This is a genomic window from Paludibacterium denitrificans, from assembly GCF_009707705.1.
GTDB lineage: Bacteria > Pseudomonadota > Gammaproteobacteria > Burkholderiales > Chromobacteriaceae > Paludibacterium_A > Paludibacterium_A denitrificans.
In genome coordinates this window covers 2827506-2853720 of record NZ_WLYX01000001.1, presented here as the reverse complement: position 1 = coordinate 2853720, position 26215 = coordinate 2827506, and the positions used below count along the sequence as shown (strand labels likewise).

The window sequence follows — 26215 nt, the reverse complement described above, 5'->3', positions numbered from 1 at the left end:
TTTTGCCATCTTTTTATTGCCTGCGGTGGATGCCGCACTTAAATGCCTCCACGACTTTCCGAGGGGTTGCTGTTCCTGATACCCTGACAGTTCAAAAGAAACGGACATTGGCATCACCATGCAAGACAACCAAGATTATCTGGAACGTATCCTCACTTCACGGGTTTACGATGTCGCCATCGAAAGCCCGCTGGAAAAAGCCCCCAATCTCTCCCGTCGCTACCACAACACCATTCTGCTCAAGCGCGAAGACCTGCAACCGGTATTCTCGTTCAAGCTGCGCGGCGCCTATAACAAGATGGCCAAGCTCAAGCCGGAGCAGCTGAAACAAGGCGTCATCACCGCCAGCGTAAGCAACCATGCCCGGGCGTGGCGCTCTCCGCCCAGAAAATCGGCTGTACCGCCACCATCGTCATGCCGGTTACCACCCCGCAGATCAAGATCGACGCCGTCACCAGCCGTGGCGGTAAAGTGGTACTGGCTGGCGAATCGTTCAGCGACGCCTACAAACATGCCATGAAGTTGGCCGAAGAAACCGGCGCCACCTACATTCCGCCGTTTGACGACCCCGATGTGATTGCCGGACAGGGCACCATCGGCATGGAAATCCTGCGTCAGCACCCCGACACCATCAATGCCGTATTTGTCGCTATTGGCGGCGGCGGGCTGGCTGCTGGCGTGGCCAGCTACATCAAGCGCCTCAAGCCGGAAATCAAGATCATCGGCGTTCAGCCGGTTGACTCTGACGCCATGAAGCAATCCATCGAGAAAGGCGAACGCGTCGAACTGAAAGACGTTGGCCTGTTTGCCGATGGCGTAGCCGTCAAGCTGGTAGGCGAAGAAACCTTCCGCATCTGTAAAGAACTGCTGGACGAAATCATTCTGGTCGATACCGACGCCATCTGCGCCGCGATCAAGGACATCTTCGAAGACACGCGCTCCATCGCCGAACCGGCTGGCGCTCTGGCCGTGGCCGGTGCCAAGGCCTACATCCAGCGTGAAGGCTGTACCGACGAAACACTGGTTGCCATCACCTGCGGTGCCAACATGAACTTCGACCGCCTGCGCCATGTCTCGGAGCGTTCCGAGCTGGGCGAACGCCGCGAAGCCGTCATCGCCGTCACGATCCCGGAACAACCGGGCAGCTTCAAAAAGTTCTGCTCAGTCATCGGCAATCGCAACATTACCGAATTCAACTACCGCTTTGCCGACCCGCGTGAAGCGCAAGTTTTCGTGGGCGTGCAAATTGCCGGTAAGCAGGATGCCGACAAAATCCTGAGCGACCGGCCAGCAATGAACTGGAAGCGCTGGACCTGACCGATAATGAGCTGGCCAAACTGCACATCCGCCATCTTGTTGGCGGCCACGCACCACAGCTCAAGCACGAACGCGTGCTGCGCTTCGAATTCCCGGAACGTCCGGGCGCGCTGATGCGCTTCCTTGAGTCCATGCGCACCGACTGGAACATCAGCCTGTTCCACTACCGTAACCACGGTACCGACTACGGTCGCGCATTGGTTGGCATTCAGGTTCCGCCTGAAGACAACGCTGAATTCCAGCGTTTCCTCGACCATCTGGGCTATGTTTGGGTCGACGAAACCGATAATCCGGCCTACAAGCTGTTCCTTGGCAAAACCATCCGTTAACCCCCGTTCGGCCAACCCTGACAAGTTGGCCGAACTTGCCATGACTTACCGATTCATGATTCAAGCCGCCTTATTCGACCTGGATGGCACACTCGCCGATACCGCCCGCGACACGGGTGCCGCCCTTAACCGCCTTCTCGCAGAAGAAGGCCGACCGCCGCAACCCTACGAAGCCATTCGCCCGATCGCCAGCCACGGCGCTCGAGGATTGGTTCAGCTAGGATTTGGCATCGACCGCGACCACCCGGATTTCGACAGCCTGCGCCTGCGGTTTCTTGACCACTACGCCAACGGGTTCGCCGACCAAACCTGCCTGTTTGACGGCATCAACGCCCTGCTGACCGGGTTGGCCGAACGCCAGATTCCGTGGGGCATCATCACCAACAAACCGATGCGGTTTACCGATCAGCTGGTTCCCACCCTGCCCTTCGTTACCGCTCCTGCCGTGGTCGTCAGCGGCGACACCACCCCCGCCGCCAAACCGGACCCGCTCCCCATGCTGTTTGCTACCGAACAAATCGGCATCGCCCCGCAGCATTGCATTTATGTCGGCGATGCGGAACGTGACATCCAGGGCTGGACGCGCCGTCGGTATGCGCACCGTATTGGCCAACTGGGGCTATATTTCGGCCAACGACACCCCATTCAGCTGGGGCGCCGATCATTGCATCGACACCCCACAAGACTTACTTAAAATATTTTGAGAAAAAAGGAACTGGCTAAGCCTTATTGCTTGTCTGTATACTTGACCGACTTACTGCATTTGGGGCCGACCTGGTTTCGACGGGGGTTACAAAGCAGCTGAGGGCATACCGGGATTTCAGTCACCCCGTTAAACACTGAATTTATATAGTCGCAAACGACGAAACTTACGCTCTGGCTGCTTAATCGCGCCAGACACTGCAACGATTCGCTGATGGGTCGGGTGGGTCAAACCGCTGCAGTGTCACTTTACATCAGCTAGCGTTGTACCGGGTCACTTGATCCAACGCGAAACAATAGGTGACTCGCTCCAGTCCAGCCTGCCCGTCGGCGTGACCCGGAGTTAAATCCAAATGACACGGCTAAGTATGTAGAACTCACTGTAGAGGACTTTCGGACGCGGGTTCGATTCCCTAAGCTCCACCACTTTTCCTAGCAAAATCAAGTAGTTACGATTTGCTAAATGGTAAGAATCTGGCTGTAATTGGCTATATTTGGCTCATTCTGCCAGCTTTTTTGCCAGCATTTGTTTTACTCCGTGGCCGCTAAATGCGGCCACTGCCTTTTCACCTGCCGCATCAGCCTGATCCGGTATCCACTTTCCGTAAACTCTTCCGATCATAAGCCATGACGAGTGGCCCATCTGACGGGCTACCCACATGGGTGACTCACCTGCCGATAGCATCATTGAAGCGAAGGTGTGCCGCGTCTGGTATGGACGCCGGTAGCGAACCCCTGCCCGTTTCAACGCGTGCTGCCATAGCGTCTTGCGGATAGCTTGGTCACCCTCCCACGGCTTTCCAGTCCTCGGATTCAGGAACACTCGACCGGATGGATGCAGGAATGACAACGATTTCTGCGCACTGATTGCCTCTAGTGCTTAAGCGCTAGGAGCTTTACATCACGCTTTCCGGCCCGCGTCTTTGGTGTCTCAAAATCCATTGCGGCCTGAGTCAGTGCTTTGGTTACTCTCGCATAGCCACGCACAAAGTCGATGTCTGACCACTCGAGCGCCACAAGCTCACTTGTTCGCATGCCTGTCCAGAATGCGAACTTCAAAAGGTTGTGGCCATGCCCGGTAAGCTGGGCGAGGATGGCCGACTGCTCTTCCTGCGTGAACGGGTCGACGTCATCATCCTTAATTTCTTCCCGCCTCTTGAATGGCCGAACACTGACTTTTTGGCATACTTGTTCCAGCGCCGGGCTGCGTTTTCCACAAAAGACATCCACGCTCCAACTTCCATCTGCGGCATCAGGTCGTACAGGCCGCGCAACAGAACGCGCACCTGCTCCAATTGGTGGGCGTTGAACACCGTTCGATCAGTTATCCCCTTGCTGACGCTCATGTCACCCGCCTGAATCCAAGCATCGTAAGCACGATCTGCTGCTATCCGATTCGCTGGAATGGTGAAGAGCAGCGCGGCCTGAACAATGTTAGGCACCTACGGTGGCATTCTGATGAACCAGTTCACCCAGGGCATTTCGTACCTTGTCGAACCAGATCGAAGCCGACCTGTTCGCCACTGCTTACCAGAATGCCTCCCGCGCTTACGGCACTCCCGGCACTGCGCCGTTTGGTACTGCTGGCGATCTGTCCGATATCGCTCAGGTTCGCAAGATCCTGGATGATAACGGAGCTCCGCAAACCGATCTGAACCTGGTGCTGGGCTCCTCTGCCATCGCCAACCTGCGCGGCAAGCAGAACGTGCTGTTCAAGGTGAATGAATCCGGCACTGACGAGCTGCTTCGCCGAGGCATCATCGGCCAACTGGAAGGTCAGATGATCCGCAACTCCAATGCGGTGCAGTCGGTCGCCAAGGGCTCCGGCGCAAGCTACACCACCGATACGGCAGGCTATGCCGTCGGCGCCACCAGCATCAACCTGATCACTGGCACTGGCACGATCTTGAGCGGCAACACGATCACCTTTGTATTAGCGATTCCAACAAATACGTTGTTACCGGTGGTATTGCAGCGGCTGGCGCGGTAACCATTGCGGCTCCCGGCCTACTGCAGGCTATCCCGGCGTCTGCAACGGCCGTTACCGTTGGCGCCACGGCAACGCCGAACTTGTCGTTCAGCTCCAGCGCCATCCAGCTGATTACTCGTTCTCCGCAAATGCCGATCGGGCCCGATGGTGTGGCCATGGATATGGCCGACGACGTTATCCAAGTTACAGACCCGATGACTGGCATCGTTTTTGACGTGGCCGTCTATCGCCAGTTCATGCAGCTTGTTTACCACGTTCGACTGGCTTGGGGCTGCCAAGCCATCAAGTCTAACCATATCGCCCAATTGCTGGGTTAATCGACAAAGCAGGGGGCTTCGGCCCTCTGTCTGGAGGCCTGACATGGAACTTGAAACCGTAAAAATCACCGCCGAAATTACTGATCTGAACCCGCTCGGTTACATCATCATCAACAAGTCAGATTTGACTGAAGATCACGTGCTGTTCGATGAGTCGAATAAGAAGTCCAAGGGCAAAAAGGAAGATTCCGCCGACGACACCAAAACTGATGAGCAGGACGGCAACGAAGGGGTCTAAAAATGGCATTGACCGATGCACAAATGGCCGATGTCCGCCGCTACATGGGATATGCCTTAACCGGCACCACCATGCCGATCACCAACGATCAGGATGTGGTCTATGTGCAGTTCGGCATGGTGACCATGTCGCTTCATCATCGGCTGACCACCTTGAGTGCCAGTGAAGAGGCAGTGCTGATCAATACCTACCTTGCGCCGCTCAACAGCATGGAACAGGACATCATCGGCATTCGCGGCAATCTGGATACGGCGCAAGCATCCGTCTGGACACATAACGCCCTTGAGCAGTCTGACAGGGATCGACTGTTTGATTCATGGCGGCGTCGCATGTGCCAGTTTATTGGTGCAGCACCGGGCCTCGGACTTGGATTGGGTGGCGGTATCCGTGTGGTAAGGGGGTGACATGGAAATCGATGCCACACATGTGAACGCCCTGCCTGAAGAGGCGCGCCTGCTGGTCCAGATGATCATAGAAGGCCGCGTAAAGCAGTTTGCGCTGATCATCGAAGATGAAAACGGTTGCTTTTACGACAATTTCCCGACCCTAGATGATTCGGCAAGCAAGATGGGGATGATTGGCGCGCTTGAAGTCCTAAAACGTGACTACATGCGCTGTTTCATCGACTCGCGGGTTGAATACCTACAGCCGGGCGAGGATGAATGATGGACGGCGCTACGCTACAGGCGAAGATCTACAAGGGTTACGGGCGGGCGGCCAAACGCATCGGTTTCAGCTACCAGCAGTTCCGGGCGACGTCGGCCAATAACCCATTGTCCACGACCGCGCTGCAATCCCTGCCCTGCTCGTTCACGACCAACTTCACCTTCAACCAGCCGAACAAGTACGGGCAGGCCACCGGCTTGGCCTGTTTGACGCCACAAGCGTCCAGCCGGGCGACTTCCTTGTTGGCCATCAGGGCACGTACTTCGTCGCCGCCATGCAGGACACGCTGCCGATCTACTGCGTGCAGTGCAATCGCACGGTGAACGTGCTGCGCGTCAGCATGGATAGTGGCGTCGGCCAGATTGGCTACGGTGGCGACACCGCCGACACCGAGCAGGTGCTGATGTCTGGCTGGCCTGCCAGTGTGCTGCAGGGAACAAAGGGCGAGCGCAACGAAGCTGGGCTGCCCGGTGACACGCGTACGCCATGGTGGGCCATCCTGATGCTGAAGCATGGGACGGGGTGACGCTGCGAACCAGCGACATCATTACTGACGAACTTGGGCGGCGATACGTCGTTTCCAGTGCCGAATTGACCGACATGGGGTGGCGGATCACCGCCATGCAAGCACAGGTGTGAGATGGCCGATCTATCCGACGTACTCAATACGCTGTCCGGCCTTGTCGCGGCCGCTGTCTACCCGCACGGCACCTCGCAGCCAAGCGTGTGCAACGCACCGGTGAAGGCTTATCCAGGCTGGCTTAAGCACCGAACGTACTGGAAGCCGATCTGAAGGCCGGAAAGGTGCACGTCAGCGTGTACCCGCTGCCCACCGAACGCAAGACCAGCCGCCATATTGGCCGGGGGTGGACTATTACCGCCACTGGTGCGCCAACGCTGACAGCGACGGTCAACCTCAACCAGGTAACGCTGGGCGGTACGGTGTCTGCACCGCAGAACGTCTACCTGCTGGTGGACGGCAAGGGCTACGCCTACGCCGTGCAGCCAGCGGATACGCTGACCAGTATTGCCACGGCACTGGCTATGCAGATACCCGGCGCGAGCAGTTCGGGGGCTGTCATCACGCTACCGTCACCTCACAGCGTCATCGCACGTGTCGGCGCGGTCGGCACGGCCATGCGTGAACTCAAGCGGCAGGAAAAGCAGTTCCAGATCACCGTTTGGACGTCGACCCCGGCGCTACGCGATGCGACGGCCGGACCGGTGGATGTCGCGCTGGCCGTGTCAAGCGATCTGGCCTTTGCCGATGGCTCGCACGGCATCCTGCTGTACAGCCACACGATCCAGACCGACCAGAACGAAAAGTGGCATGTACCGCCGTGACCTGATCTACACGGTTGACTACGCCACGACGCAAACCGTCGACGCGCCGCAGGTTATCGCCCCGGTTATCAACGTCATCAACCAGAACAGCGGCCAGACCATCCGCACCATTCAGGAGTAATCCATGCCCTATGAGCAAGACGCCACGGCCTTTGTGCTGGTGGTCATCCACCCCTTTGCCGACTACCAAAAGGGCCAGCGCATCACTGACCCGAATGAAATCGACAAAGTGCTGTCTGGCGAGTGCGCCAGCTACGTCAACAAGACGCCAGCCGCCGAATAAGCCGCTACCTCAAACAACTTGAACCCGCCCCTGTGGCGGGTTTTTGCATTTATGGAGCTAGACAATGCCCATTTATCAGGCTGGCAGCTTGAATACTGCCGCACTGTCGGCGCCCGATCTGTATGTGCAGGTCGTGCCGCCGAAAACCCGCTTCATCAATGGCGTAGCGACGGACGTTCTCGGCATCGTTGGTGTCGCCAGCTGGGGGCCGGTGAACAGCCCGTTCCTGATCGGCTCTGCCGTCGACCAGCAACGCATGATCGGCCAGCCGCAGGTGCGCAAGTATGACCTTGCCACCGCCGTGGCCGTGTCGCTGCAACTTGGCGCCTCCAACATCCGCGCTGTGCGTGTGACGGATAGCACCGATGTGGCCGCCAGTGTCGCGCTGAAAGATACCGCAGGCACGCCGGTGACTGGCGCTACGCTGACCGGCATCTACACCGGCACGCTCGGCAACAACCTACAGGCCAGCATCTCTGGCACCGCCGTTGGCAGCTTCAAGCTGACCGTTATCATGCCGGGCCAGAACCCGGAAGTTTTCGACAACCTGACCGGCTCCGGATCTGCTTTCTGGCAGGGGCTCGTCAACGCAGTAAACAACGGACAGTCCGGCATCCGTGGCCCGTCGCAGCTGGTGGTGGCATCGATCGGCACTTCTTCTGCCGCGCCGAATACGACCAATACCTATGCGTTTGCTGGCGGCACGGACGGCGCCACCACGCTGACCGATTCGGTATTGATCGGCATGGATGGCACCACTCGCAAGGGCCTGTACGCACTGCGCGGCACCAATGCGCAGGTGATCAACCTGGTGGACGTCACAGACTCGACGCAATGGCCGTCGATGCTGACCTATGGCTTGTCTGAAGGCGCTTACCTGCCGACGCAAGGCCCGGCTGGTGCGTCCTATACGACCGTATCGACCTCTCTGAACACTGCTGGCTGCGATGGCTACGCGCTCAAGGTGCTGGTAGGTGACTGGGTGTATTGGTACGACCAGGTAAACGGCGTCAACCGCATGCTGGCTCCGGCGACCTTCGCGGCCGCCGAGCTTGCCGCGTTGGCTCCGCATATCTCGCCGCTGAACAAGCCGCTACGCAATGTGGTGGCAACGCAGCGCCAGTTGGCCAACCAGCCGTACAGCCTGCCGGAAATCGGCGCGATCAACACCGCACGTCTGGATGTGATCACCAACCCGTGCCCGGGCGGCAACTACTTCGGCCACCGCTCCGGCCTGAACTGCTCCAGCAACCCGACGCAGAACGGCGACACCTACACGCGGATGACCAACTTCATCGCGCTGACGCTGGCCGCTTCGTTCGGCGACGTGGTGGGCCAGAACCAGACCGTTGACCTGCGCCGCGAGAAGAAAAGCACGTTGGAGTCGTTCCTCGCGAACTTGGCAGACCCAACCAGATCAGGCGGCGCCATGATCGGAGACCCGAACGGCGGTCCGGCCTTCTCGGTGCAGATCGACAAGACCAACAACCCGGACAGCCGCGTGGCGCTGGGCTATATGCAGGCCGACGTGCAGGTGAAATACCTGAACGTGGTGCGCTACTTCCTGATCAACGTCGAAGGCGGTGGCTCTGTGTCCATCACCGTATCCACCTCGCCACGCTAACCACAGAGGCCCGAAAGGGCTTCTCCTCCGGAGTATGAGATATGCCGCTACAAGGCTATACGATTGGCCGTGACGTTGCGTTGGATGTGATGACTTCCAGCGGTGTGTTGCGGTTCGACAAGATCACCAAGTTCACGCGCAAGCCCAAGGTGGGCACACAGGAGATCGTCCCGCTCAACGGGCAGACGGATGAGCTGCAATGGCCGAAGGGCTGGAACGGCACCATCATCATCGAGCGCACCAACTCGACCGCCGATGACTGGCAGGCCAAGTGGGAAGACGACTACTTCAACGGCGTCAACCGTGATCCGTCCACCATCACGGAAACCATCACCGAATCGAACGGCTCGGTGTCGGTTTACCGATACGAAAACGTGCAGTTGCACCTGACCGATGCCGGTGACGCGAGCGGAGAGAAAACCGTCGCTCAAGAGTTCACCTGGACCGCGCGCCGCCGCAAGAAAGTGGCGTAACACCTTCGGCGTGGCAGCGGGGCACCGTGGCCGGGTTCGTCGCTTAGCCAGCCACGCCAACCTGACGACTTTTGACGAGAGGACAACGAAATGGCAGCAGTAAAAGTACACGATACCCCGCAGGAAGCCGCGAAACCGGCTGCTCCGACCAAAGAAACCGTCACCGATAGCAAGGGCCGCGTGATTACCCTGCGCGAGCTGGACCCGCTGCAGCAAGCGCGTCTCGTCATGGCCGTGGGTGGCGATGTCGCCGCCAACCCCACCTACATGAACGGCTTCGCCCTGCTAAGCCGCCATGGTGGAAAGCATCGATGACGAGTTCTTCGGCTTCCCCGGCTCTGTGGCCCAGATCGAGGCCATGCTCAAGCAGCTGGGTACCGAAGGTATGGCATCCATCAACGCTCACCTGATGGCCAAGTTCGAGGCGGCCAAAGCCGAGATGGAAAAAGCCACGCAATCGACTGAGCAGGCCGCCGCAAAAAACTAGCGAAGAACCCCGATTTCCGCAGCCGCTGTTGGCTGGTGAGAAATGGGGTTCCCTTCGACAAAGTGTTTGATGTGGAGCGGCTGATGAAGCATGAGCAGATGGCCATGTCGATCACGTTCAGCGAGTTTGAAGGCAACGAGTTCGACTGGCACGCCATGCAGTTCAAGGAGCGCAAGGATGGAGTTTAAAAGCCTCGGGGACTTGGCCCTTCACCTTGCCGCCCTTCCAGCCATGCAGGTGGTTGAGTTACAGCATGGACTGGAAAAGTGCGCCAAGAAGATCGAGCAGACCGCCAAGGACGAGATTGGCCACTACCAGCAAGCGTCCGGGCCATTCCCGGCTTGGGCTGATCTGGCTGACTCGACCGAGCAGGAAAAGGCCGGGAATGGCTACCCTGTCGACGCGCCGCTGCTCAGAACCGGCGAGATGCGCGACAGCATCACGCATGAAGTACATGGACTTGAGGCCGTGGTCGGCTCAAAAAACAAGAAGCTGTTCTACCACGAACTCGGCACGCTAACTATTCCGCCCCGTCCAGTCATTGGGCCTGCCGCGTTCCGGAGCATGGACTTTATCCTACGCACGATTGGTAACGCGGCTGTTTCAGGGCTGGTGGGTGGCGAGCGGATACACCCGAGCTTGGGGTATGACGGGTAGTAATGCAAAAAACCCGGACAAGGCCGGGTTTGTTTATTTTGCTCGGTGCATGGAGTTAACGATGGATATCAAATCATTTTCGTTAAGCGAAACGGTTCTTCCATTCTCTCCCTGCATGCTGGTGAATTGAACTAATCCCTTGCTAGTGAAGGTATTGTCTTTTCCACCAGACATTGTCATTTCAAAAGAAAATGCACAGGTAGCACTTCCAGAATCTTTATCAATTGATTTCGCAACGAAACCAGTAACATTTATTGGTGTTTCTACCTTTCCAATAGGATGAAACCCTCTGTCTACAGCAATATTATAGGCATGTTCTCCTAAGTTATTTAGCTCTTTCTCTATTAACGTCCCTACCGTGTTTTTTGTTTCATCGCTATAGCAAATGCTTGGTTCCACCTTTGAACAACCAGAGACGAATAGTGTAAAAAAAATCACGTAAATTAAAGAAACTCTCATTTATGGCTCTTTCCCAAAAGACGCAATAACGAAAAACGCGATAACAGCCAATACAGACGAAAAAATCCACCACATCGCATAGCCGAACATCATCCATCTCAGCAACTTATCAAGCCAGTCATTATCTGTCTTTTTTGTTGTCTGGTTTCGTGGGATGAACTCTTGCCGTGGGTATTGAACCCATCTAAACCGCTCGGCGAGCCACTCCTGAACACGATAACGCAAAGGGTATCTCATGGCCTTCGAAGCCTATTCAGTTGCCATAAAGCTCAGTTTAACCAATATGGTCAGCTCTGGCTTGGGCATGATCGCAAAAGACCTGACGGGGCTTGAGAAAAACGTTGTCAGCCTGCAAGACAAGTTCAAGGCGCTGAAGATGATCGGCGTCGGCTGGGGCCTGTCACACATCGGCAGCTCCATGTTTGGATTCATGGGCAAAACGGTTGAGGCGAGCAAGGAGTACACACGCCAGCTTTCCTTGATGAGTGCTGCCGGGATGTCTCAGCTTGAGATTGCAAAAGCAACATCCTCGGCGTGGCAAACATCAAAGGATGTGATTACTTCCAGCGCTTCGGCCAACCTTACCGCTATCCGCGAGTTGCGCTCTGTGTTCGGCAAAGACCACATGAGCGAGGCGTATGCCCTATTGCCACAGGTGCAACGGACCAAGTCCATCATGGAGGCGTTGACTGGCAAAGAACAGCACGGCGTAGCCTTTGACATGAGCTCGACCACTCTCTGCCCAAAGCGCAGCGCCGTACGGCTCGCCGATTATTCGAATTCCTACAAGCTGAAGGCTATCGCGGGGCCTACGACAGCATCCAGCGCTATGTCCGGGCCTGGAATGCGAGTGCTACAAAGATCGTCAGAACACAGGCTTTTGTCCCGTTGTCATTCGCTCCTCGGTGAAGTGGGTCAGTTCGACTGGAGCTACGAACATGTGGTGCTCGGTGGTGTTACCCAGACCATCAAACTAGCCCATTTCCGTCTGACCTACAGTCGGCAGATGTTTGTCGTTGCCTATCCGCGCGAGACCCGGGAGATGGTGTTCGATGCCCATCGCCGCGCCTTCGCTTTCTTCGGTGGGGTCCCGCACAAGATGGTCTACGACAACCTCAAGACCGTGGTGGAGACAGTGTTTGCTTAAGCAAAGAGCGCCAGTTCAATCGCCGCTTTCTGGCGCTGGCGAATCATTACCTGTTTGAGCCGGTAGCCTGCACGCTTCAGGCTGGGAGAAGGGCCGGTCGAGAATCAGGTGGGCAATATCCGTGAATGGCTATTCACGCCGACGCCGCGCTTTGCTGACTTCAGCGGCTTGAACCAGTGGCTGGAACAGCGCTGTCGAGAACTGGCGGGACGACGTCATCCCACGCAAGAGGCCACCATTGCGGATGTACTGAAGGTGGAACGCCCTCATCTGCGACCGGTCACCATGCCGTTCGACGGTTACGTCGAACATCTGTTGCGCGTCTCCAGCACCTGTCTGGTCTCGGTGGATCGCAACCGTTATAGCGTCCCCGCCGAATGGTAAGCAAGGTCGTTTCGGTACGTATCAATGCTTAAGCACGATTCGTATCGTGGCCGATGGCCGGGAGCTGGCCTGCCATGTTCGCCACTTTGGCCGGGACCAGATGGTCTGCGAGCCCCGGCATTACCTGTCGATACTGGAGACGAAACCTGGTGCCCTCCGTCACGGGCGGCCATTCATCGAATGGGTCCTCCCTCCCGCTATCGAAGCGGTTCGTCAGCAGGCCCTTAAACAGCCCGGGGAGATCGTGCCTTTGCCGAGCTACTGCTGGTGGCGCGTGAATCCGGCACGGAGACGCTGGAAGTGGCCTGCCAACTGGCGCAGAAATATGGTAAGCCCAGCACGGCAATTGTACTGAACGAGTTACGGCGATTGACCCGCCCCCCTCGAGTGGCCGTGGTGGAGACACCCGACACATTGAGCCTCCGTGAGGAGCCGGTGGCGAATTGCGACCGCTACGATACCCTGCGGGAGGTGGCGCATGTCTGAATCCTCCCATCTGGCCCGACTGCAAACACTGCGGTTGTACGGCATGGCCGAAGCATGGCGCGAATTGCAAGCAGAGGTTCACCGGCAGCCCCTTTCGGGAGAGGCGCTGCTGCGACGATTGCTCGATGCAGAACAAGCCGACCGACAGGCACGCAGTCTGAGCTATCAACTCAAAGCAGCACGCTTCCCGGTGCACCGTGACCTGAGCGGCATTGACTGGTCAGAGACCCCGCTGGAGTCAGCCCGTATCAAGCAACTGGCGAGTGGCAGCTATTTGGATACCGCGCACAACCTGATCCTCGGTGGGGGGCACTGGAACCGGTAAAACCCACCTGGCGACAGCCTTGGGTATTGCGGCCATTCATCAGGGCAAACGGGTGCGGTTCTACAATGCGGTAGACCCGGTGAACCAGTTGGAGAAAGAGAAACAGCAGGGTAAAACGGGACTGCTGGCACGCCAACTGGTACTGATGGATGCCGTGATTCTGGATGAGCTGGGCTACCTGCCATTCCCCGAATCGGGTGGGGCGTTGCTGTTTCACCTGATCAGTCAGTTGTATGAGAAGACTTCGCTGATCATCACGACCAATCTGAGTTTCGGGGAGTGGGTGAGCGTGTTTGGCGATGCCAAGATGACCACTGCGCTGCTGGATCGGGTGACGCACCACTGCGACATTCTGGAAACCGGAAATGACTCTTACCGGTTCAAGCAGAGGAGGAAAAACGGCTGATTTGCCTGGTCAAATTTGGACGCTGTTTGCTGGTCAAAATTCGACGCTGATTGACATACTGGCCTATTACGGTGCCGAGTCAGCAGGCTCCCTGACTTTATTGCCCAACGGGCAGGACTTGCCGAATGCAGAGGGTGCACAGCCATTGTTGTTTGAGCAACTGTCAGCTCGCATTGCCAACATGCCACGACTTCCACTGGTACACGTAGCCCCAAAAAAATGTCACTTGCCGGGGCCCAGCACAAACTCGCACTTATCTGGGATGGCAAACAACTGTGGGAGCCACGCGGGTCGACACCATCGACCCATATTCTGAAGCCGAACCACGATAGCGGTAGCTTTCCACACTCAGTAGCCAACGAGTATTTCATCATGCGACTGGCGGCAATCTTGGGGCTAAAGGTTCCTGCCGTGACCCGACTGTACGTACCTGAACCCGTATATCTGGTAGAACGATTTGACCGGGTATTATTGAACGGGCAATGGCAACGCCAGCATGTCATCGATGGTTGTCAGCTACTAGGAATTGCTTCCGGCTTCAAGTACAGCGCAGGCTCAATTGCCACCTACGGCCAACTGGCGACACAAACCCGACCGCCCATGGTAACGCGGCGGGCACTGTTTCAATGGCTACTGTTCAATATACTGGTCGGCAATACCGATGCACACCTAAAAAACATTAGCTGCCCGGTGACCAAGGATGGCATCAGCCTAGCCCCTCACTATGACCTGCTCTGTACTGCCGTGTATGAAACACGGATGAATGGCCATGACGGTTGGCCCGAAGCGACGACACTCGCATCGGATGTACTGGGAACTTCGCGGTTGGCACAATGTGATACTCCCCGGCTTTTGGAAGTGGCAGAGCAGTTAGGTGTCGCCCGCACAGGTGCACGTCACCTGCTATGCGAGATGGTCAGGCGCATCATTCCGGCTGCGAAGGAGCTGTATGAGCAGATAGTATGTGAAAATGCACAGTTGTCTGCCACGCAACCAGAATTGCGCGCTGTTTTGACCGGAGAGGAAGTCTGGCTACGAGGCATTGTCCGCATCATCATTGCAGAGATGGCCACCAAGCTCAGCAAGGAACGCTAAAAATCACCATAGAATTAAACGTGATTTTTTTGACACTTTATGCTTAATTTTTTGCCGATGCGCCAAATCATGCTTTACCAAGACAGCTAGGGAGCCCGGTTCGGTTCCTAGTTTCCGACAGCTTATGCTTTACTCCGAGACATGAAACGCTTAACGGCACAAGTAACTTACTGGTTATCAATGGCTTTTTTCTTTGGCTGTTACCTGTGAGTGTTACACATGACTGAGAAATTGATGTCCAAAACAGCCCATGTTGTACGCCGTGGGGCGATCTATTACTTCCGCCTCAGAGTACCTGCCGATCTCCTTGCACACTACGGCAAGAACGAGATCATTTTTAGCCTGAAGACCAAAGACGCCGCCGAAGCCAAACTCAAAGCTGCTGCTGAAGGTCTGCGCCTACAAGGTAAATTCACTGTTCTCCGGCAAGCCATCAAAGCCAATCTGGTTTCAGGCCTCACCCCCGAGGAGATTCGTAGAGCATCTCTGGCCTTCGCTCGCTCCCTGATGCTGGAGGATGAACAGCACCGCATGGCAGGCAATATCCCCGAGGCTTACGAGGCAGGCCTTGATGTCATGGAAGAGGCAGCCAAGAATGCGGTGGCAGGCCACGATAACCATCAGATGACACGCATTGTTCGTGGTTACCTCGAAGATCACGGCATCATGGTTGAGCCTGAGAGCAGCTTGGAGAAGCGCCTTGTATATGCTTTCTCTCAGACAGGCGTGGATGCTTTAGAGGGCATCAGGCTGCGCGATAAGGGCAAGGCAGTGCCTACCCCTGAGCCAGTATCCATGGCAACACTAAGAGCCAAGGCTGGGCATCTTTCCCATGGAGACGTGCTGCTTTCCGCTCTGATTGAGCAGTACTGCACAGAACAAGAACAGGCGGGGAACTGGCTTGAGAAAACCAGCTTGGATAACCGGGCAATCTTCCGACTGTTCATTGATATTGTCGGTGACATTCCAGTGTCCACCATCGGCTAGCGGCTATTTTTATGTCCGTTCATTACCTGAATCGCCCCAGCTTCTCTAGACACTCTTGAGCCGTTGGAAATATTGCTTCTCAAACTCTACCGGCGATAGCCCATTTGCGGAACCATCGCTGGCGCTTCGGGTTGTAGAACATCTTGATGTAATCGAAGATGTCTCGTCGGGCTTCCTCCCGGTCGCGATAGGCCTTTCGCTGGATGCGCTCCCGCTTCAGCAACTGGAAGAAACTCTCCTCCACGGCATTGTCATGGCAGTTCCCACGCCGATTCATGCTGGGCACCAAGCGATGGGCCTTCAAGAAGTCCTGCCAGTCGTAACTACTGAACTGACTCCCCCGGTCGGAATGCACCAGCACCTCCTGCTTGGGCTGACGCCGCCATACCGCCATCAGCAAGGCATTCAGCACCAGCTCTCGTCGATACGTGACTGCATCGACCAGCCAATCACCTGTCACGAGAACAGGTCCAGCACCACCGCCAAATACAACCACCCCTCATGCGTGCGGATATAAGTGATGTCGGTTACCCAGGCCTTATTTGGCTCATTCACGGAGAACCTGCGTTGCAGGTGATTAGGTGCCACCACTGCTGGGCGACCACTGTAATGCCCAAGACGCCGGTGGTAACCCGTCTGCGAACGTAAGCCCTCCTGCTTCATCAGCCGTGCCACGCGATGTTTGCCACAGCGCTCTCCCTGAGCCTGCAGGCCGTCATGCACCTTGCGGTACCCATAGACTCCGCCACTCTCTAACCAGGCCTGCTTGATTTGCCCCAGCAAACGCTAGTCTTCACGCGCTCGACGTGATTGCGGAGACGCTCTCCGGGCGTAGTAGCCACTGGGGTGCACTGCCATGACCCAACACAGTCGTCGAACAGGAAATTACTGCGCGTGGGCCCGGATGAAGGCATACCTTACCCGGACTCCTTGGCAAAGTATGCGGCGGCCTTTTTTAGGATGTCGCGCTCCTCGGTGACCCGTTTGAGCTCAGCCTTGAGACGTCGGATTTCGGCTTGCTGATCCGCAGATTCGGCTGGTTTGGCACGCTTGGGGCCGTAGCGTTTCAGCCATTGATACAGGCTGTGGGCAGATACGCCGAGACGGCTGGCGACTTCGGCGACGGGATAGCCGCGTTCAGTAATCTGTTTGACGGCTTCAATCTTGAACTTTTCGGGGAAACGCTTGCTGCTCATGACACCTCCTTGTGGGACCTAGTGTGAGGCTCACGAGGTATCTACGAAAGCGGGGGCGATTCAATCACCATTTGAACGTCAACGAATATACAACCCTGCACCTGACACAAGCGTTACACGGCGTGCACTACAACGCCTCAAAGAAGAGCGACCAGAACTGGCGCAAGTAAAACTTGATGGTGTCCGGGCCGGTCGCATTGACCTCACACCGGATCTGGTCCCGGTGATTTCCGGCGTAGATGGGATTACCGGTCTGGTTGTTGCCACCGGATTTAGCGGGCACGGCTTTGGTATTGGTCCGGGGGCTGGAAAATTAGCGGCTGACCTGATACGTGGAGTCACACCAATTGTTGATGCAATGCCTTTCTCATTGGCGCGATTCAATAACGGCACACCAATTTTTATCGACCCGGACGTTATCTAAAAAACCGGGCGATACCAATGTCTCGCTAATGATATTTTCACCACGCATAGTCGGAGAAAGTGCTGATCCTGTCGCTCCGGCTGCGATGAAAAACGCTTGGAGCAAAGCAGAGTTCTTGCTATTTCTCGTTATGTTTTGAGTAATACATGGCTTCGTCAGCGTACTTGAGCAACTGCTGCGCTTCCTCACCATGCTCGGGATAGTGAGCGATGCCGATGCTAGGCTGGATTCTCAGGCTGTGGCTGGCGATATCCAAAGGCAATTCAAACGCCTTGTGGATTTTATCCACCACCACGGCAACATGTTCAGGCTCCAGCGTGCTTTCCAGCAACACCACAAATTCATCCCCGCCCACCCGGGCCACGGTATCCGATTCACGCACGCACTGTTTAAGCCTGCGTGCCACGGCCTGCAATAGCAGATCGCCCGCTACATGACCAAAGGTATCGTTGATTTGCTTGAACTTATCCAGATCAAGATAAAGCAGGGAGAATTGCCATTGTTCGCGCCGGGCTCTCATCAGGGCGCTTTCCAGACGGTCATGCAGCAAGCGGCGGTTGGGAAGATGCGTCAGGGCATCATATTGCGCCATAAACTGTAGCCGGGTATGCAACTGCTTGCGTTCAATCGCCGTTGCAACCTGGGTAGAAACGTATTGCAATAGATCCTGATCTTTTTCGGTATAACACGCTTCACCAGAATAACTTTTCAACACCAGGGCACCGATGGTTCCACGTCCCGTATTAAGCGGCACGCCCAGCCAGCACAAGACATTTTGCCCAAAGGCATCAATCAAATGCACCGGGCAAGCCGCCAATCTTGACCGGGTCAGCAATAGCGGCTGATGGGTGCGGATGACTTCGGCACAAAGCGTGCCACTGGCTGGCTTGGGTATTGCCGGGTCCGGCTTGAGGGAATCGACATGATACGGAAAACTTAACTGGCCACTGTCCTCATCATAAAGTGCCACGTAGAAATTATTCGCAGGTAACAGTTGGCCGATGATCTGGTGAATTTGCTGGAAAAGCGCGGGCAAATCTTCTGCCGCGTGGGCAGCTTCGGAAATGGCGTAAATGGCCGCTTGCACGGACTCGGCCCGTTTGCGTTCGGTCACGTCATGGGCGACGGCGATCCTGAGCTGGTCCGTTTCCGACCAGCGAGCGGACCACATGACATAAACGATTTCGCCATCCTTGCGCAGGTAGCGATTCTCGAAATGCGGTTGTGCCTGCCCCGACATGATCTGGCGAGCCGCTTGCAGCGTTCTCTCCCTATCTTCGGGCACCACCATTTCAATCATCGATTTGCCCAGCATTTCTTCCGGGCTGTAGCCAAAAATGCGCTCGCATGCCGCACTGACATAGACGAAGAGTCCCGCTGCGTCGACGACACAAACGGCGTCGAGCAGGAGATCGATCACGCTGGATAGAGGGAGTGCGGTTTTCATTTCCATGGTGGGAGCATACTATCTTGGCAAGATGACGCAACATCCATTCCTGCTTGTTAATTCCGGGTTCGCCTGCGTTCAAAATAAAAGCACCACGACGGGAAACGCCCATGACGAACCTGCTTTGACTTTATTACAATCGACAACACAGCCGCTGCCTTTCAGGCACGACACTCATTTATCAGCATAACAAAAGGATCGTGGCTTGGCTTTTCCCATCTTGGCTTATCCAGACGATGCCCGGCTTGTTCCGGGCCAACATCCGGGCTGGAATCGGGCTGATGGCGCTTGCCTTATCGAGGCATCTTCTGACGTGGAAGCAGTGTTAACCTGGCTGAAGGAATATCGCAGCCAACCGCGCACGCTGGATGTGTACCGTAAAGAAGCGGAGCGTTTTTTACTGTGGGCATCGCAACGCCGCGGCAAGACGCTGTCCGATCTGACGCGTGATGATGTGCTGGACTACGACCGCTTCATGGAAAGCCCGGACAGAGACTGGTGCGGGCCGACACGACCACGCACGCACCCGGACTGGAAGCCTTTTGCCTACTGGCCATCCAAAACCGGTGCAGCAGCCAAAGGCGGCTTGTCGGTAGGGTCACGGCAGCAGGCCAAGACAATTTTATCGAACCTGTACAACTATCTGGTACAGGCAGGCTACTTACGACATAACCCCTTTGCCCTCAAGCGCGGCCGTACCAAAGGCATCAAGACCATTCACGAAGACCGCATTCTGGAGCACGAAGCTCTGGAATTCCTGATGCGCTGGCTGAACGACTGGCCAACCGAAACCGAGCGTGACGTACAACACGCCGAACGCGCGCGCTGGCTGATCTCGCTGTACTACTACTCGGCGGCGCGGCTGCGCGAAGTGACTCGCGCCACCATGGGAGAAATCCGGCTGATTCGCGGTCAGTGGTGGTGGAAGGTTTTGGGTAAAGGTGAGAAACAGGGCGATGTCCCCGTTAACAAAGCCCTGCTTGAAGCATTGAAACGTTACCGTCAGCATCTAGGGTTGGCCGAACTCCCCTCGCCCTCCGATACCACCCCACTGGTATGCAGCCTGTACCGGAAAAAGCACGATCCCGGCTACAGCGCCATGAGCGCCGCCGGCATACACAAGTGCATGAAAGACATCATGCAGCGCGCCGCGGATGATGCCAGCCTGGCAGGACACGACACTGTCGCCGCACAGTTGCGACGCGCCTCGACACACTGGTTACGCCACAGTTCGGCGTCGCATCAACTGGATGCTTAAGCGTGCCGTTGCTGGTGGTTAGCCAGAACCTGCGCCATGCCAAGCTGGAAACCACCCGTCGCTACCTGCATGCCGAGGATGAAATGCGTCATGCGTTGAGCGAAGACTGGGCAACCCGCCGCCCCGGCCATCCGGCCAAAGGTGACAACTAAGCCCGTACGACCGTCGTCTTTTTTCATGCCATATCGCTGATTAGTCCATCCAGCGACTGATAAATCGCGTAGCATGATGGGAGAAATTGCGGATGCGATCTTCCTTTGAATAGTGAGACAACCATGCCTAGCAGAAGCAAGCCAATCAACGGAGGCTACCTCCTCAACCTGCAAGCCACTACCCGACAGTTCCATCGTGCGATGGAAACCATCTGGGACCCTTTGGGGATGACAACCTCGCTGTGCCACGCGCAACTGTCTTGGCTGTCGCACCCGCAGGAGCTGTCGCAAGCGACCGCAGAATTCATCGAGAAAATAGCCACCTTGCAGCAGTACACCGGAAACGGGCTCTCGGCATGCCGTGCAAGGATGTCGAACTGCCGCATCCCGACGATACGCGTTTTGCCGACCCGCAGTGGACCGAGTCGCCCACTTGGGATATTGCCAAGGAATGGTATCTTACGCTGACACACCACAGTCAGGACATGCTGTACAACACCCCGGGGCAATCCAGCAAGGCAAACCGGCGGGCGGCATTCTGGTGGCGCAGCTGGCTTAATGCACTGGCACCCACCAACTTTCTGCTGACCAACCCCATCGCCTTGCAGCGCGCAGTGGAAAGCCATGGCGAAAGTTTGTTGCAAGGCTTCAATAACTTTCTGGAAGACCTGCAACTTGGCACTGTCCGCATGAGCAGTACCGAGGAGTTTCAGGTCGGCAAGAATCTGGCGGTCACACCCGGCAAAGTCATCTATCGCAACCGGATGATGGAGTTGATTCACTACACGCCAACCGCACCCAAAGTCCATGCCGTGCCGGTGGTCATCGTCCCACCGTGGATCAACAAGTTTTACGTATTGGACCTCAACCCCAAGAAGAGCATGGTGCGTTTCCTGCTGGAGCAAGGGCTGGACGTATACATGGTGAGCTGGAAGAACCCCAGCGGAGAAATGCACGACACCGGGTTTGATGACTACCTCACCGACGGGCTGGACCAGGGCCTTCCGCGTGGCGCGTGAACTCTCCGGCAGCGCTCAGGTGAATGCGGTTGGTTACTGCATCGGCGGGGCAGCGCTGGCAACGTATATGGCTTGGGCCAATCGTCATTACGGCAAGGAAAACATGCCAGTGGCGAGCGCCACTTTCTTCACTACGCTAGTGGATTACCACAAGCCGGGGGACATTGAAGTCTTCCTTGATCCAGCCACCATCGAATGGCTGGACAACAAGATGGAAGAAAAAGGCTATCTGGATGGCAAGGAAATGGCACTGTCGTTCCGACTGCTACGCTCCAACAGCCTGATCTGGCATTACGTCGTGCATAACTATCTGTATGGCGAAAAACCATCGGCGTTTGACGTGCTGTTCTGGAACATGGACACCACTCGCCTGCTAAGCCACCATGCACGCCTGGTACTTGCGCGAGTTTTATCTGAATAACAACCTGATCAAACCCAACGCCCTGACTGTTGCCGGGGAAAGCATAGATCTGGAACAGGTGGTCCAGCCGGTATACGCCGTCACCGCCGTGGATGACCATATTGCGCCGTGGCGGCAGGCATTCCGCCTTACCCATTTTGTAGCGGGAGACAAGCGCTTTGTGCTGTCTTCTTCCGGCCACATCCTCGGCATCATCAACCCGGTGGTCAATCCGCCGAAACGCGAGTACTGGGTGGCACCGGCCGAGCGCCACCACACGCCGGACAGCTGGAAAGAAACGGCCGAACACCATCAGGGCAGCTGGTGGGAAGACTGGATGCAGTGGATCAAGCCCCGCTCGGGTGAACTAAAGAAAGCCCCGGCGGTGGAAAGCAAAGCCTACCCGGCGCTGATGGATGCGCCCGGCAGCTACGTTACCGAACCTTGAGCGGCCATGATGGCATGATCAGACACGCCATCTTTTCGGCCAACTTTGCGATATAAGCTGGTCAATCGGCACAAAAAAGGCACCTTGCGGTGCCTTTTTCATTTTCCCGTTACCTGATCAGGCTTCCGGGTTTTTGAACATTTTGCGACGTTCGTGCTCTTGCAGGTAACGCTTGCGCATACGAATGGTTTGCGGAGTCAGTTCCACCAATTCGTCGTCGTCGATAAATTCCACCGCGCCTTCCAGCGACAGCTTGATCGGCGTGGTCAGACGCACGGCTTCATCAGTACCGGAAGCACGTACGTTGGTCAGCTTCTTGCCCTTGAGCGGGTTAACGACCAAGTCGTTGTCGCGGCTGTGAATACCGATGATCATGCCTTCGTAGATTTTGTCGCCCGGGGACACGAACATGCGGCCACGGTCTTCCGGGTTCCACAGGGCGTAGGCTACAGCTTCACCGTTTTCTTGCGAGATCAGCACGCCGTTATGGCGACCCGGCATATCCGGTTTAACCGGAGCGTAGTCGTCAAACACGTGGCTCATCAGGCCAGTACCACGGGTCAGGGTCATGAAGTCGCCACGGAAGCCGATCAGGCCACGGGCCGGAATATGGTATTCCAGACGCGTACGGCCATTGCCGTCAGATTCCATGTTGGTCAGTTCACCACGACGGCGGCCCAGTTCTTCCATCACGCCACCACGGAAGTTGTCTTCCAGATCAATGGTCAGGTTTTCATACGGCTCGCATTTTTCGCCGTTGATTTCCTTGAAGACCACGCGCGGCTTACCAACAGCCAGCTCGAAACCTTCACGACGCATGTTTTCCAGCAAGATGGTCAGGTGCAGTTCACCACGACCGGAAACACGGAACACGTCGGCATCGGCGGTGTCTTCCACGCGCAGGGCTACGTTGGTCAGCAGTTCCTTGTTCAGGCGATCACGTATCTGACGGCTGGTAACGAATTTACCTTCGGTACCGGCCAGCGGCGAGGTGTTAACCATGAAGTCCATGGTCAGCGTCGGCTCGTCCACCGTCAGCATCGGCAGGCCAACCGGGTTTTCCTTGTCGGCGATGGTGACGCCAATACCGATGTCTTCGATACCGGAAATGATGATGATGTCACCGGCTTCGGCTTCTTCCACCGGCACACGGTCCAAACCGCGGTAGCCCAGTACCTGATTGATACGACCGCTGGCCACTTGTTCTTCGTGGTTCATCACCACAACCTGCTGACCCGGCTTGATGCGGCCATTCAGTACGCGGCCCACGCCCATGCGGCCGGTGTAGGTGGAGTAGTCGAGCGCGGCAATTTGCAATTGCAACGGCGCATCGGCGCTACCCGGAGGAGTCGGTACATGCTTCAGCACGGTTTCAAACAGCGGACGCATGTCGGTGGATTCTTCTTCCAGCTCCAGCTTGGCAAAGCCGTTCAGGCCGGAAGCGTACAGAATCGGGAAATCCAGTTGTTCGTCGGTGGCGCCGAGTTTGTCGAACAGATCGAAAGTCTGATCCACGACCCAGTCCGGACGAGCACCCGGGCGGTCAACCTTGTTGATCACCACGATCGGGCGCAGGCCCAGTGCCGGGCTTTCTTGGTCACGAAGCGGGTTTGCGGCATCGGGCCTTCGACGGCATCCACCAGCAGCAACACGCCATCGACCATGCCCAGTACGCGTTCCACCTCACCACCGAAGTCGGCGTGTCCCGGGGTGTCAACGATGTTGATGTGAACACCTTCGTATTCGATGGCGGTGTTCTTGGCCAGAATGGTAATGCCACGTTCTTTTTCAAGATCGTTGCTATCCATTACCCGTTCATCAACCTGCTGGTTGTCACGGAAGGTACCGCTTTGACGCAAAAGCTGGTCAACGAGGGTGGTTTTGCCATGGTCCACGTGGGCGATGATGGCAATGTTGCGAATCTGTCGGGTCATGTCTCAGGAATTGAGGATCGGAAAATAATCGTTGATTTTACCACGCATCCACGGCAAGCCCCAACAAACCTTGTGCGACAAAGCCATAATGTTTTGGTTACACTGCGGAAAAACTGGAAAACTGGCAAATGAAGGAGTTGACGATGTACGACTGGAACGCCCTGTGGCATGAACGCGACGGCTACAAGACCGGTTATCACGTCGCGCATGACGACATCAACCAGCTGGCCACCGAGCTTTCGGCCAACCTCTACAAACCGGCCGCCGACCTGCACGATGTGGCGGTTTACGAAACGCCGGACAAATTCATTCTGGCTGGCCACGATGACGGCCTGCAACTGCTGGAAATGAACAAACACCACCTGTTTGACGTCACCACTCGTCTGGTGACGGAGGACGAAGGTCAGGACACGCCGCTGCCCTACGTGGAAATCCATGTCGACAATCTGGCCACAGCCGAGCAGGCGCTATGGCGCGGCGCCATCACGCTCAACCAGCAGGGGCAGATTCTGGTGGCTGGCCAGCCGATCAATGCCGCCACGCCCCCGGCCATGGCGTTCGACACACTGTCGTTTAACAACAACGAACGTTTCCGCGCCGAGCTGGCGCGCGTCTGGCGCGAGGACATTCCGGCACTGCAACCGTTGATCGATCACTGGTTTGAGCATGGCGAACTGGCCGAAGCCGAGGTCGCCGAGCATCACTACGGCGATGCTGCCCGGATACAGGAAATCTGTGATCGCTACGCGGAAATGGTGCAACGCGAACAGGCCGTGCTGTCGCGCTTGTTCTCCGACAACGAGCTGCATCTGATCGCTGCCGTACTCAAGGACATTCATTTTGACAGCGCTGCCGCCTGCCGTGGTTTGTGGCTGGCCGTGGAAGCACGGCTGGTGCATGACGAACTGGACCGCCAGCTGAAGGTGGACAGCGCCGCGCTGCTGAACAAAATGAAAGCCCTGAGTTACGCACAGGAAGTGGCGTTGATTGAAGCGCTGTCGCCGCTACCAGAGAGCGACACAGCAGAAGACTAAGCAAGCACGAAAGGTTGGCCGAAACCCGGCGATACAGCGGTTTCGGCCAACCTGCACAAAAAAAGAAGGGATGGCCGCAGCCACCCCCAATCCCATCCATACCAGTCAGAATTCAGACGGCAGAGGCACCGACCTGACTCCCGCCAGTGTAGCGACGGATTATTGCATCGGCATGACAGGGAACAGCGTCAGGACCACCTTGCCCAGATTCTGGTTACGCCCGACGTATTCCTGCGCCTCGGCCACCTGTGCCAGCGGGAAGCTGGAATCCACAGTCACCTTGAGCTGACCGGGCTGGATGGTAAGCAGCACCTGCTCTTCCAGCGCCCGCGCCAACCCGGCTTTGACGGCCAGCGGCTGCGAGCGCAAGGTGGAACCGATGAGGGACAGGCGCTTCATCAGCACATGCCCCAGATTGATTTCCCCCTTGATGCCGCCCATCAAACCAATAATCACCAAGCGCCCATCCGGCTTCAGGCTGGCGATGTTTTCCGCCAGATAACTGGCCGCCACCGGGTCGAGAATCATGTTGGCACCGCCCCATTCCTTGATCTGGCGGGAAAACGCGGGCAATTCCTTGTAATTGAACACTTCGGCAGCGCCAAGCTGACGGCAGAAGGCCAGTTTTTCCTCGCTACCGGCACTGGCAATGGCCCGGCCGCCGAGGAAATTGGCTAACTGGATGGAGGCCGCCCCCACCCCACTGGCTCCGGCGTGCATTAGCAGCGTTTCGCCCGGTGCCAGCTTGCCGACATTCACCAGATTGAACCACGCTGTCATCCAGGGCTTCCGGCAAACTGGCCGCTTCCACCCACGACAGCCAATCCGGCTTGGGCACCGCCAGTGCCTCGTCCAGTACGGCATATTCGGCATAGCCGCCACCGGCAATCAGGCCGAACACAGCATCGCCCGACTGGAAACGGCTGTCGGCCGGAGCTTCTTCCACCACGCTTAAGCAACTTCCAGCCCGATGATTTCGGTCACACCGGGCGGTGGCGGATATTTCCCCTCGCGCTGCATCAGGTCGGCGCGATTGATCCCCGAGGCCATGACCTTGACGAGCAATTGGCCGGGGCCTGCCACCGGTTTGGCCACGCTGGCAATTTTCAGGGTTTCCACCCCGCCCGGATGATCCTGTATTACGGCTTGCATCGACATCTTTAACCCTTATCAAGCGGATTGAATTT

General features: G+C 56.7%; 36 protein-coding genes, 1 other RNA gene and 6 pseudogenes. 32 read left to right on the top strand and 11 right to left on the bottom strand.

The genetic code is table 11. The annotated features are described in order from the left end of the window. The first annotated feature begins 118 nt into the window (after positions 1-118). The 3 genes and pseudogenes from ilvA (at position 119) to ssrA (ending at position 2774) form a co-directional block, all read left to right on the top strand. Positions 119-1646 (top strand): annotated as a pseudogene (ilvA, locus tag GKE73_RS18375) (threonine ammonia-lyase, biosynthetic). Between the two features lie 55 nt (positions 1647-1701). Next, a pseudogene (locus GKE73_RS18370) lies at positions 1702-2350 on the top strand (HAD family hydrolase). Between the two features lie 61 nt (positions 2351-2411). Further along, positions 2412-2774: a transfer-messenger RNA gene (gene ssrA / locus GKE73_RS18365) on the top strand. A 73-nt stretch (positions 2775-2847) separates the two neighbouring features. Here ssrA and GKE73_RS18360 read toward each other — a convergent pair. From GKE73_RS18360 to GKE73_RS25105, 3 genes and pseudogenes are all read right to left on the bottom strand, one after another. After that, entirely contained in the window at positions 2848-3009 is a 162-nt protein-coding gene (locus GKE73_RS18360) for a hypothetical protein (protein WP_230371035.1), read from the bottom strand. Positions 3010-3012: 3 nt separating this feature from the next. Then, a pseudogene (locus GKE73_RS25110) lies at positions 3013-3171 on the bottom strand (site-specific integrase); the annotation flags it as partial. Between the two features lie 50 nt (positions 3172-3221). Continuing rightward, positions 3222-3578 (bottom strand): tyrosine-type recombinase/integrase, encoded by a 357-nt coding sequence (locus GKE73_RS25105; RefSeq protein ID WP_230371034.1) that lies wholly within the window; start codon positions 3576-3578, stop codon positions 3222-3224. Positions 3579-3837: 259 nt separating this feature from the next. Here GKE73_RS25105 and GKE73_RS18350 point away from each other — a divergent pair, with 259 nt between their 5' ends. The 5 genes from GKE73_RS18350 (at position 3838) to GKE73_RS18330 (ending at position 5559) form a co-directional block, all read left to right on the top strand. Next, a complete protein-coding gene (locus GKE73_RS18350; RefSeq protein WP_230371033.1) occupies positions 3838-4338 on the top strand; it encodes a major capsid protein in 501 nt (166 codons plus the stop codon). An 80-nt stretch (positions 4339-4418) separates the two neighbouring features. Then, positions 4419-4655, top strand: a complete 237-nt coding sequence (locus GKE73_RS18345) for a hypothetical protein (RefSeq protein WP_230371032.1) — start codon at positions 4419-4421, stop codon at positions 4653-4655. A gap of 43 nt (positions 4656-4698) precedes the next feature. Next, entirely contained in the window at positions 4699-4893 is a 195-nt protein-coding gene (locus GKE73_RS18340) for a hypothetical protein (protein ID WP_230371031.1), read from the top strand. 2 nt (positions 4894-4895) lie between these two features. Beyond that, positions 4896-5297: a hypothetical protein gene (locus GKE73_RS18335; RefSeq protein WP_230371030.1), complete on the top strand. Its 402-nt coding sequence runs from the start codon at positions 4896-4898 to the stop codon at positions 5295-5297. A gap of 1 nt (position 5298) precedes the next feature. Further along, entirely contained in the window at positions 5299-5559 is a 261-nt protein-coding gene (locus GKE73_RS18330) for a hypothetical protein (protein WP_230371029.1), read from the top strand. Positions 5560-5629: 70 nt separating this feature from the next. Here the strand turns inward: GKE73_RS18330 and GKE73_RS18325 are convergent, their stop codons facing one another. Beyond that, the gene (locus GKE73_RS18325) at positions 5630-5809 is read right to left on the bottom strand and encodes a hypothetical protein (protein ID WP_230371028.1); all 180 of its coding nucleotides are present in this window, start codon (positions 5807-5809) and stop codon (positions 5630-5632) included. A 24-nt stretch (positions 5810-5833) separates the two neighbouring features. On the opposite strand from GKE73_RS18325, the gene GKE73_RS18320 reads away from it, so the two are divergent. From GKE73_RS18320 to GKE73_RS18275, 11 genes are all read left to right on the top strand, one after another. Then, entirely contained in the window at positions 5834-6085 is a 252-nt protein-coding gene (locus tag GKE73_RS18320; protein WP_230371027.1) for a hypothetical protein, read from the top strand. A 114-nt stretch (positions 6086-6199) separates the two neighbouring features. After that, the gene (locus tag GKE73_RS18315) at positions 6200-6352 is read left to right on the top strand and encodes a hypothetical protein (RefSeq protein WP_230371026.1); all 153 of its coding nucleotides are present in this window, start codon (positions 6200-6202) and stop codon (positions 6350-6352) included. 11 nt (positions 6353-6363) lie between these two features. Then, positions 6364-6903: a hypothetical protein gene (locus tag GKE73_RS18310; RefSeq protein ID WP_230371025.1), complete on the top strand. Its 540-nt coding sequence runs from the start codon at positions 6364-6366 to the stop codon at positions 6901-6903. Then, complete coding sequence (locus tag GKE73_RS24200) at positions 6890-7024, top strand: hypothetical protein (RefSeq protein ID WP_280955020.1); 135 nt, start codon at positions 6890-6892, stop codon at positions 7022-7024. The genes GKE73_RS18310 and GKE73_RS24200 overlap by 14 nt, the downstream gene beginning before the upstream one ends. A gap of 3 nt (positions 7025-7027) precedes the next feature. Continuing rightward, positions 7028-7186, top strand: coding sequence for a hypothetical protein (locus GKE73_RS18305; protein WP_230371024.1), 159 nt, complete (start codon positions 7028-7030; stop codon positions 7184-7186). A 64-nt stretch (positions 7187-7250) separates the two neighbouring features. Continuing rightward, complete coding sequence (locus GKE73_RS18300; protein WP_230371023.1) at positions 7251-8810, top strand: hypothetical protein; 1560 nt, start codon at positions 7251-7253, stop codon at positions 8808-8810. Positions 8811-8851: 41 nt separating this feature from the next. Further along, positions 8852-9283 carry a hypothetical protein gene (locus GKE73_RS18295; RefSeq protein WP_230371022.1) on the top strand — a complete coding sequence of 144 codons (432 nt, stop codon included), beginning with the start codon at positions 8852-8854 and terminating at the stop codon, positions 9281-9283. 90 nt (positions 9284-9373) lie between these two features. Further along, the gene (locus tag GKE73_RS18290; RefSeq protein WP_230371021.1) at positions 9374-9598 is read left to right on the top strand and encodes a hypothetical protein; all 225 of its coding nucleotides are present in this window, start codon (positions 9374-9376) and stop codon (positions 9596-9598) included. Further along, positions 9579-9770: a hypothetical protein gene (locus tag GKE73_RS18285; protein ID WP_230371020.1), complete on the top strand. Its 192-nt coding sequence runs from the start codon at positions 9579-9581 to the stop codon at positions 9768-9770. The genes GKE73_RS18290 and GKE73_RS18285 overlap by 20 nt, the downstream gene beginning before the upstream one ends. A gap of 35 nt (positions 9771-9805) precedes the next feature. Further along, positions 9806-9958, top strand: a complete 153-nt coding sequence (locus tag GKE73_RS18280; RefSeq protein ID WP_230371019.1) for a hypothetical protein — start codon at positions 9806-9808, stop codon at positions 9956-9958. Next, positions 9948-10427 carry a phage virion morphogenesis protein gene (locus GKE73_RS18275; protein ID WP_230371018.1) on the top strand — a complete coding sequence of 160 codons (480 nt, stop codon included), beginning with the start codon at positions 9948-9950 and terminating at the stop codon, positions 10425-10427. Before GKE73_RS18280 ends, GKE73_RS18275 begins: the two co-directional genes overlap by 11 nt. A 33-nt stretch (positions 10428-10460) precedes the next feature. On the opposite strand, the gene GKE73_RS18270 is transcribed toward GKE73_RS18275, so the two are convergent. Further along, entirely contained in the window at positions 10461-10826 is a 366-nt protein-coding gene (locus GKE73_RS18270) for a hypothetical protein (RefSeq protein WP_230371017.1), read from the bottom strand. A 295-nt stretch (positions 10827-11121) separates the two neighbouring features. On the opposite strand from GKE73_RS18270, the gene GKE73_RS18265 reads away from it, so the two are divergent. The 6 genes and pseudogenes from GKE73_RS18265 to GKE73_RS18240 all read left to right on the top strand — a co-directional run bounded on the left by GKE73_RS18265 (position 11122) and on the right by GKE73_RS18240 (position 15716). Then, positions 11122-12033 carry a DDE-type integrase/transposase/recombinase gene (locus tag GKE73_RS18265; protein WP_230371016.1) on the top strand — a complete coding sequence of 304 codons (912 nt, stop codon included), beginning with the start codon at positions 11122-11124 and terminating at the stop codon, positions 12031-12033. A gap of 108 nt (positions 12034-12141) precedes the next feature. After that, positions 12142-12417 (top strand): Mu transposase domain-containing protein, encoded by a 276-nt coding sequence (locus GKE73_RS18260; RefSeq protein WP_230369798.1) that lies wholly within the window; start codon positions 12142-12144, stop codon positions 12415-12417. A gap of 267 nt (positions 12418-12684) precedes the next feature. Then, the gene (locus tag GKE73_RS18255; RefSeq protein ID WP_230371015.1) at positions 12685-12903 is read left to right on the top strand and encodes a hypothetical protein; all 219 of its coding nucleotides are present in this window, start codon (positions 12685-12687) and stop codon (positions 12901-12903) included. Next, a pseudogene (gene istB, locus GKE73_RS18250) lies at positions 12896-13634 on the top strand (IS21-like element helper ATPase IstB). The gene GKE73_RS18255 and the pseudogene istB overlap by 8 nt, the downstream one beginning before the upstream one ends. Before the next feature lie 219 nt (positions 13635-13853). After that, positions 13854-14729, top strand: coding sequence for a HipA domain-containing protein (locus GKE73_RS18245; RefSeq protein ID WP_230371014.1), 876 nt, complete (start codon positions 13854-13856; stop codon positions 14727-14729). Between the two features lie 219 nt (positions 14730-14948). Further along, positions 14949-15716: a DUF6538 domain-containing protein gene (locus tag GKE73_RS18240; protein WP_230371013.1), complete on the top strand. Its 768-nt coding sequence runs from the start codon at positions 14949-14951 to the stop codon at positions 15714-15716. A gap of 45 nt (positions 15717-15761) precedes the next feature. Here the strand turns inward: GKE73_RS18240 and GKE73_RS18235 are convergent. Continuing rightward, positions 15762-16912, bottom strand: a pseudogene (locus GKE73_RS18235) (IS3 family transposase). Positions 16913-16970: 58 nt separating this feature from the next. Between GKE73_RS18235 and GKE73_RS18230 the strand changes: the two are divergent. Then, positions 16971-17336 carry an NAD(P)/FAD-dependent oxidoreductase gene (locus GKE73_RS18230; RefSeq protein WP_312854591.1) on the top strand — a complete coding sequence of 122 codons (366 nt, stop codon included), beginning with the start codon at positions 16971-16973 and terminating at the stop codon, positions 17334-17336. Between the two features lie 118 nt (positions 17337-17454). Here GKE73_RS18230 and GKE73_RS18225 read toward each other — a convergent pair whose 3' ends face one another. Then, positions 17455-18789, bottom strand: coding sequence for a sensor domain-containing protein (locus GKE73_RS18225; RefSeq protein ID WP_230371012.1), 1335 nt, complete (start codon positions 18787-18789; stop codon positions 17455-17457). Positions 18790-18988: 199 nt separating this feature from the next. On the opposite strand from GKE73_RS18225, the gene GKE73_RS18220 reads away from it, so the two are divergent. The 5 genes from GKE73_RS18220 (at position 18989) to GKE73_RS18200 (ending at position 22060) form a co-directional block, all read left to right on the top strand. After that, positions 18989-20041 carry a tyrosine-type recombinase/integrase gene (locus GKE73_RS18220; RefSeq protein ID WP_230371011.1) on the top strand — a complete coding sequence of 351 codons (1053 nt, stop codon included), beginning with the start codon at positions 18989-18991 and terminating at the stop codon, positions 20039-20041. A 2-nt stretch (positions 20042-20043) separates the two neighbouring features. Continuing rightward, a complete protein-coding gene (locus GKE73_RS18215; RefSeq protein ID WP_230371010.1) occupies positions 20044-20193 on the top strand; it encodes a hypothetical protein in 150 nt (49 codons plus the stop codon). Positions 20194-20549: 356 nt separating this feature from the next. After that, on the top strand, positions 20550-21212 hold the full coding sequence (locus GKE73_RS18210; protein ID WP_230371009.1) for a polyhydroxyalkanoate synthase family protein: 663 nt from the start codon (positions 20550-20552) through the stop codon (positions 21210-21212). Then, positions 21202-21633: a polyhydroxyalkanoate synthase family protein gene (locus GKE73_RS18205; RefSeq protein WP_230371008.1), complete on the top strand. Its 432-nt coding sequence runs from the start codon at positions 21202-21204 to the stop codon at positions 21631-21633. The genes GKE73_RS18210 and GKE73_RS18205 overlap by 11 nt, the downstream gene beginning before the upstream one ends. Continuing rightward, positions 21596-22060 (top strand): polyhydroxyalkanoate synthase family protein, encoded by a 465-nt coding sequence (locus GKE73_RS18200; RefSeq protein WP_230371007.1) that lies wholly within the window; start codon positions 21596-21598, stop codon positions 22058-22060. Before GKE73_RS18205 ends, GKE73_RS18200 begins: the two co-directional genes overlap by 38 nt. Before the next feature lie 117 nt (positions 22061-22177). On the opposite strand, the pseudogene typA reads toward GKE73_RS18200, so the two are convergent. After that, a pseudogene (gene typA, locus GKE73_RS18195) lies at positions 22178-23994 on the bottom strand (translational GTPase TypA). A 128-nt stretch (positions 23995-24122) separates the two neighbouring features. Here typA and GKE73_RS18190 point away from each other — a divergent pair. Next, a complete protein-coding gene (locus GKE73_RS18190; protein ID WP_230371006.1) occupies positions 24123-25028 on the top strand; it encodes a hypothetical protein in 906 nt (301 codons plus the stop codon). A gap of 159 nt (positions 25029-25187) precedes the next feature. Here the strand turns inward: GKE73_RS18190 and GKE73_RS18185 are convergent, their stop codons facing one another. From GKE73_RS18185 to GKE73_RS18175, 3 genes are read right to left on the bottom strand one after another with little or no spacing between them, the layout of a single operon-like run. Next, on the bottom strand, positions 25188-25727 hold the full coding sequence (locus GKE73_RS18185; RefSeq protein ID WP_230371005.1) for a zinc-binding dehydrogenase: 540 nt from the start codon (positions 25725-25727) through the stop codon (positions 25188-25190). After that, positions 25663-25974: a hypothetical protein gene (locus GKE73_RS18180; protein WP_230371004.1), complete on the bottom strand. Its 312-nt coding sequence runs from the start codon at positions 25972-25974 to the stop codon at positions 25663-25665. The genes GKE73_RS18185 and GKE73_RS18180 overlap by 65 nt, the downstream gene beginning before the upstream one ends. A 5-nt stretch (positions 25975-25979) precedes the next feature. Beyond that, positions 25980-26186 (bottom strand): alcohol dehydrogenase catalytic domain-containing protein, encoded by a 207-nt coding sequence (locus tag GKE73_RS18175; protein ID WP_230371003.1) that lies wholly within the window; start codon positions 26184-26186, stop codon positions 25980-25982. Positions 26187-26215: the final 29 nt, after the last annotated feature.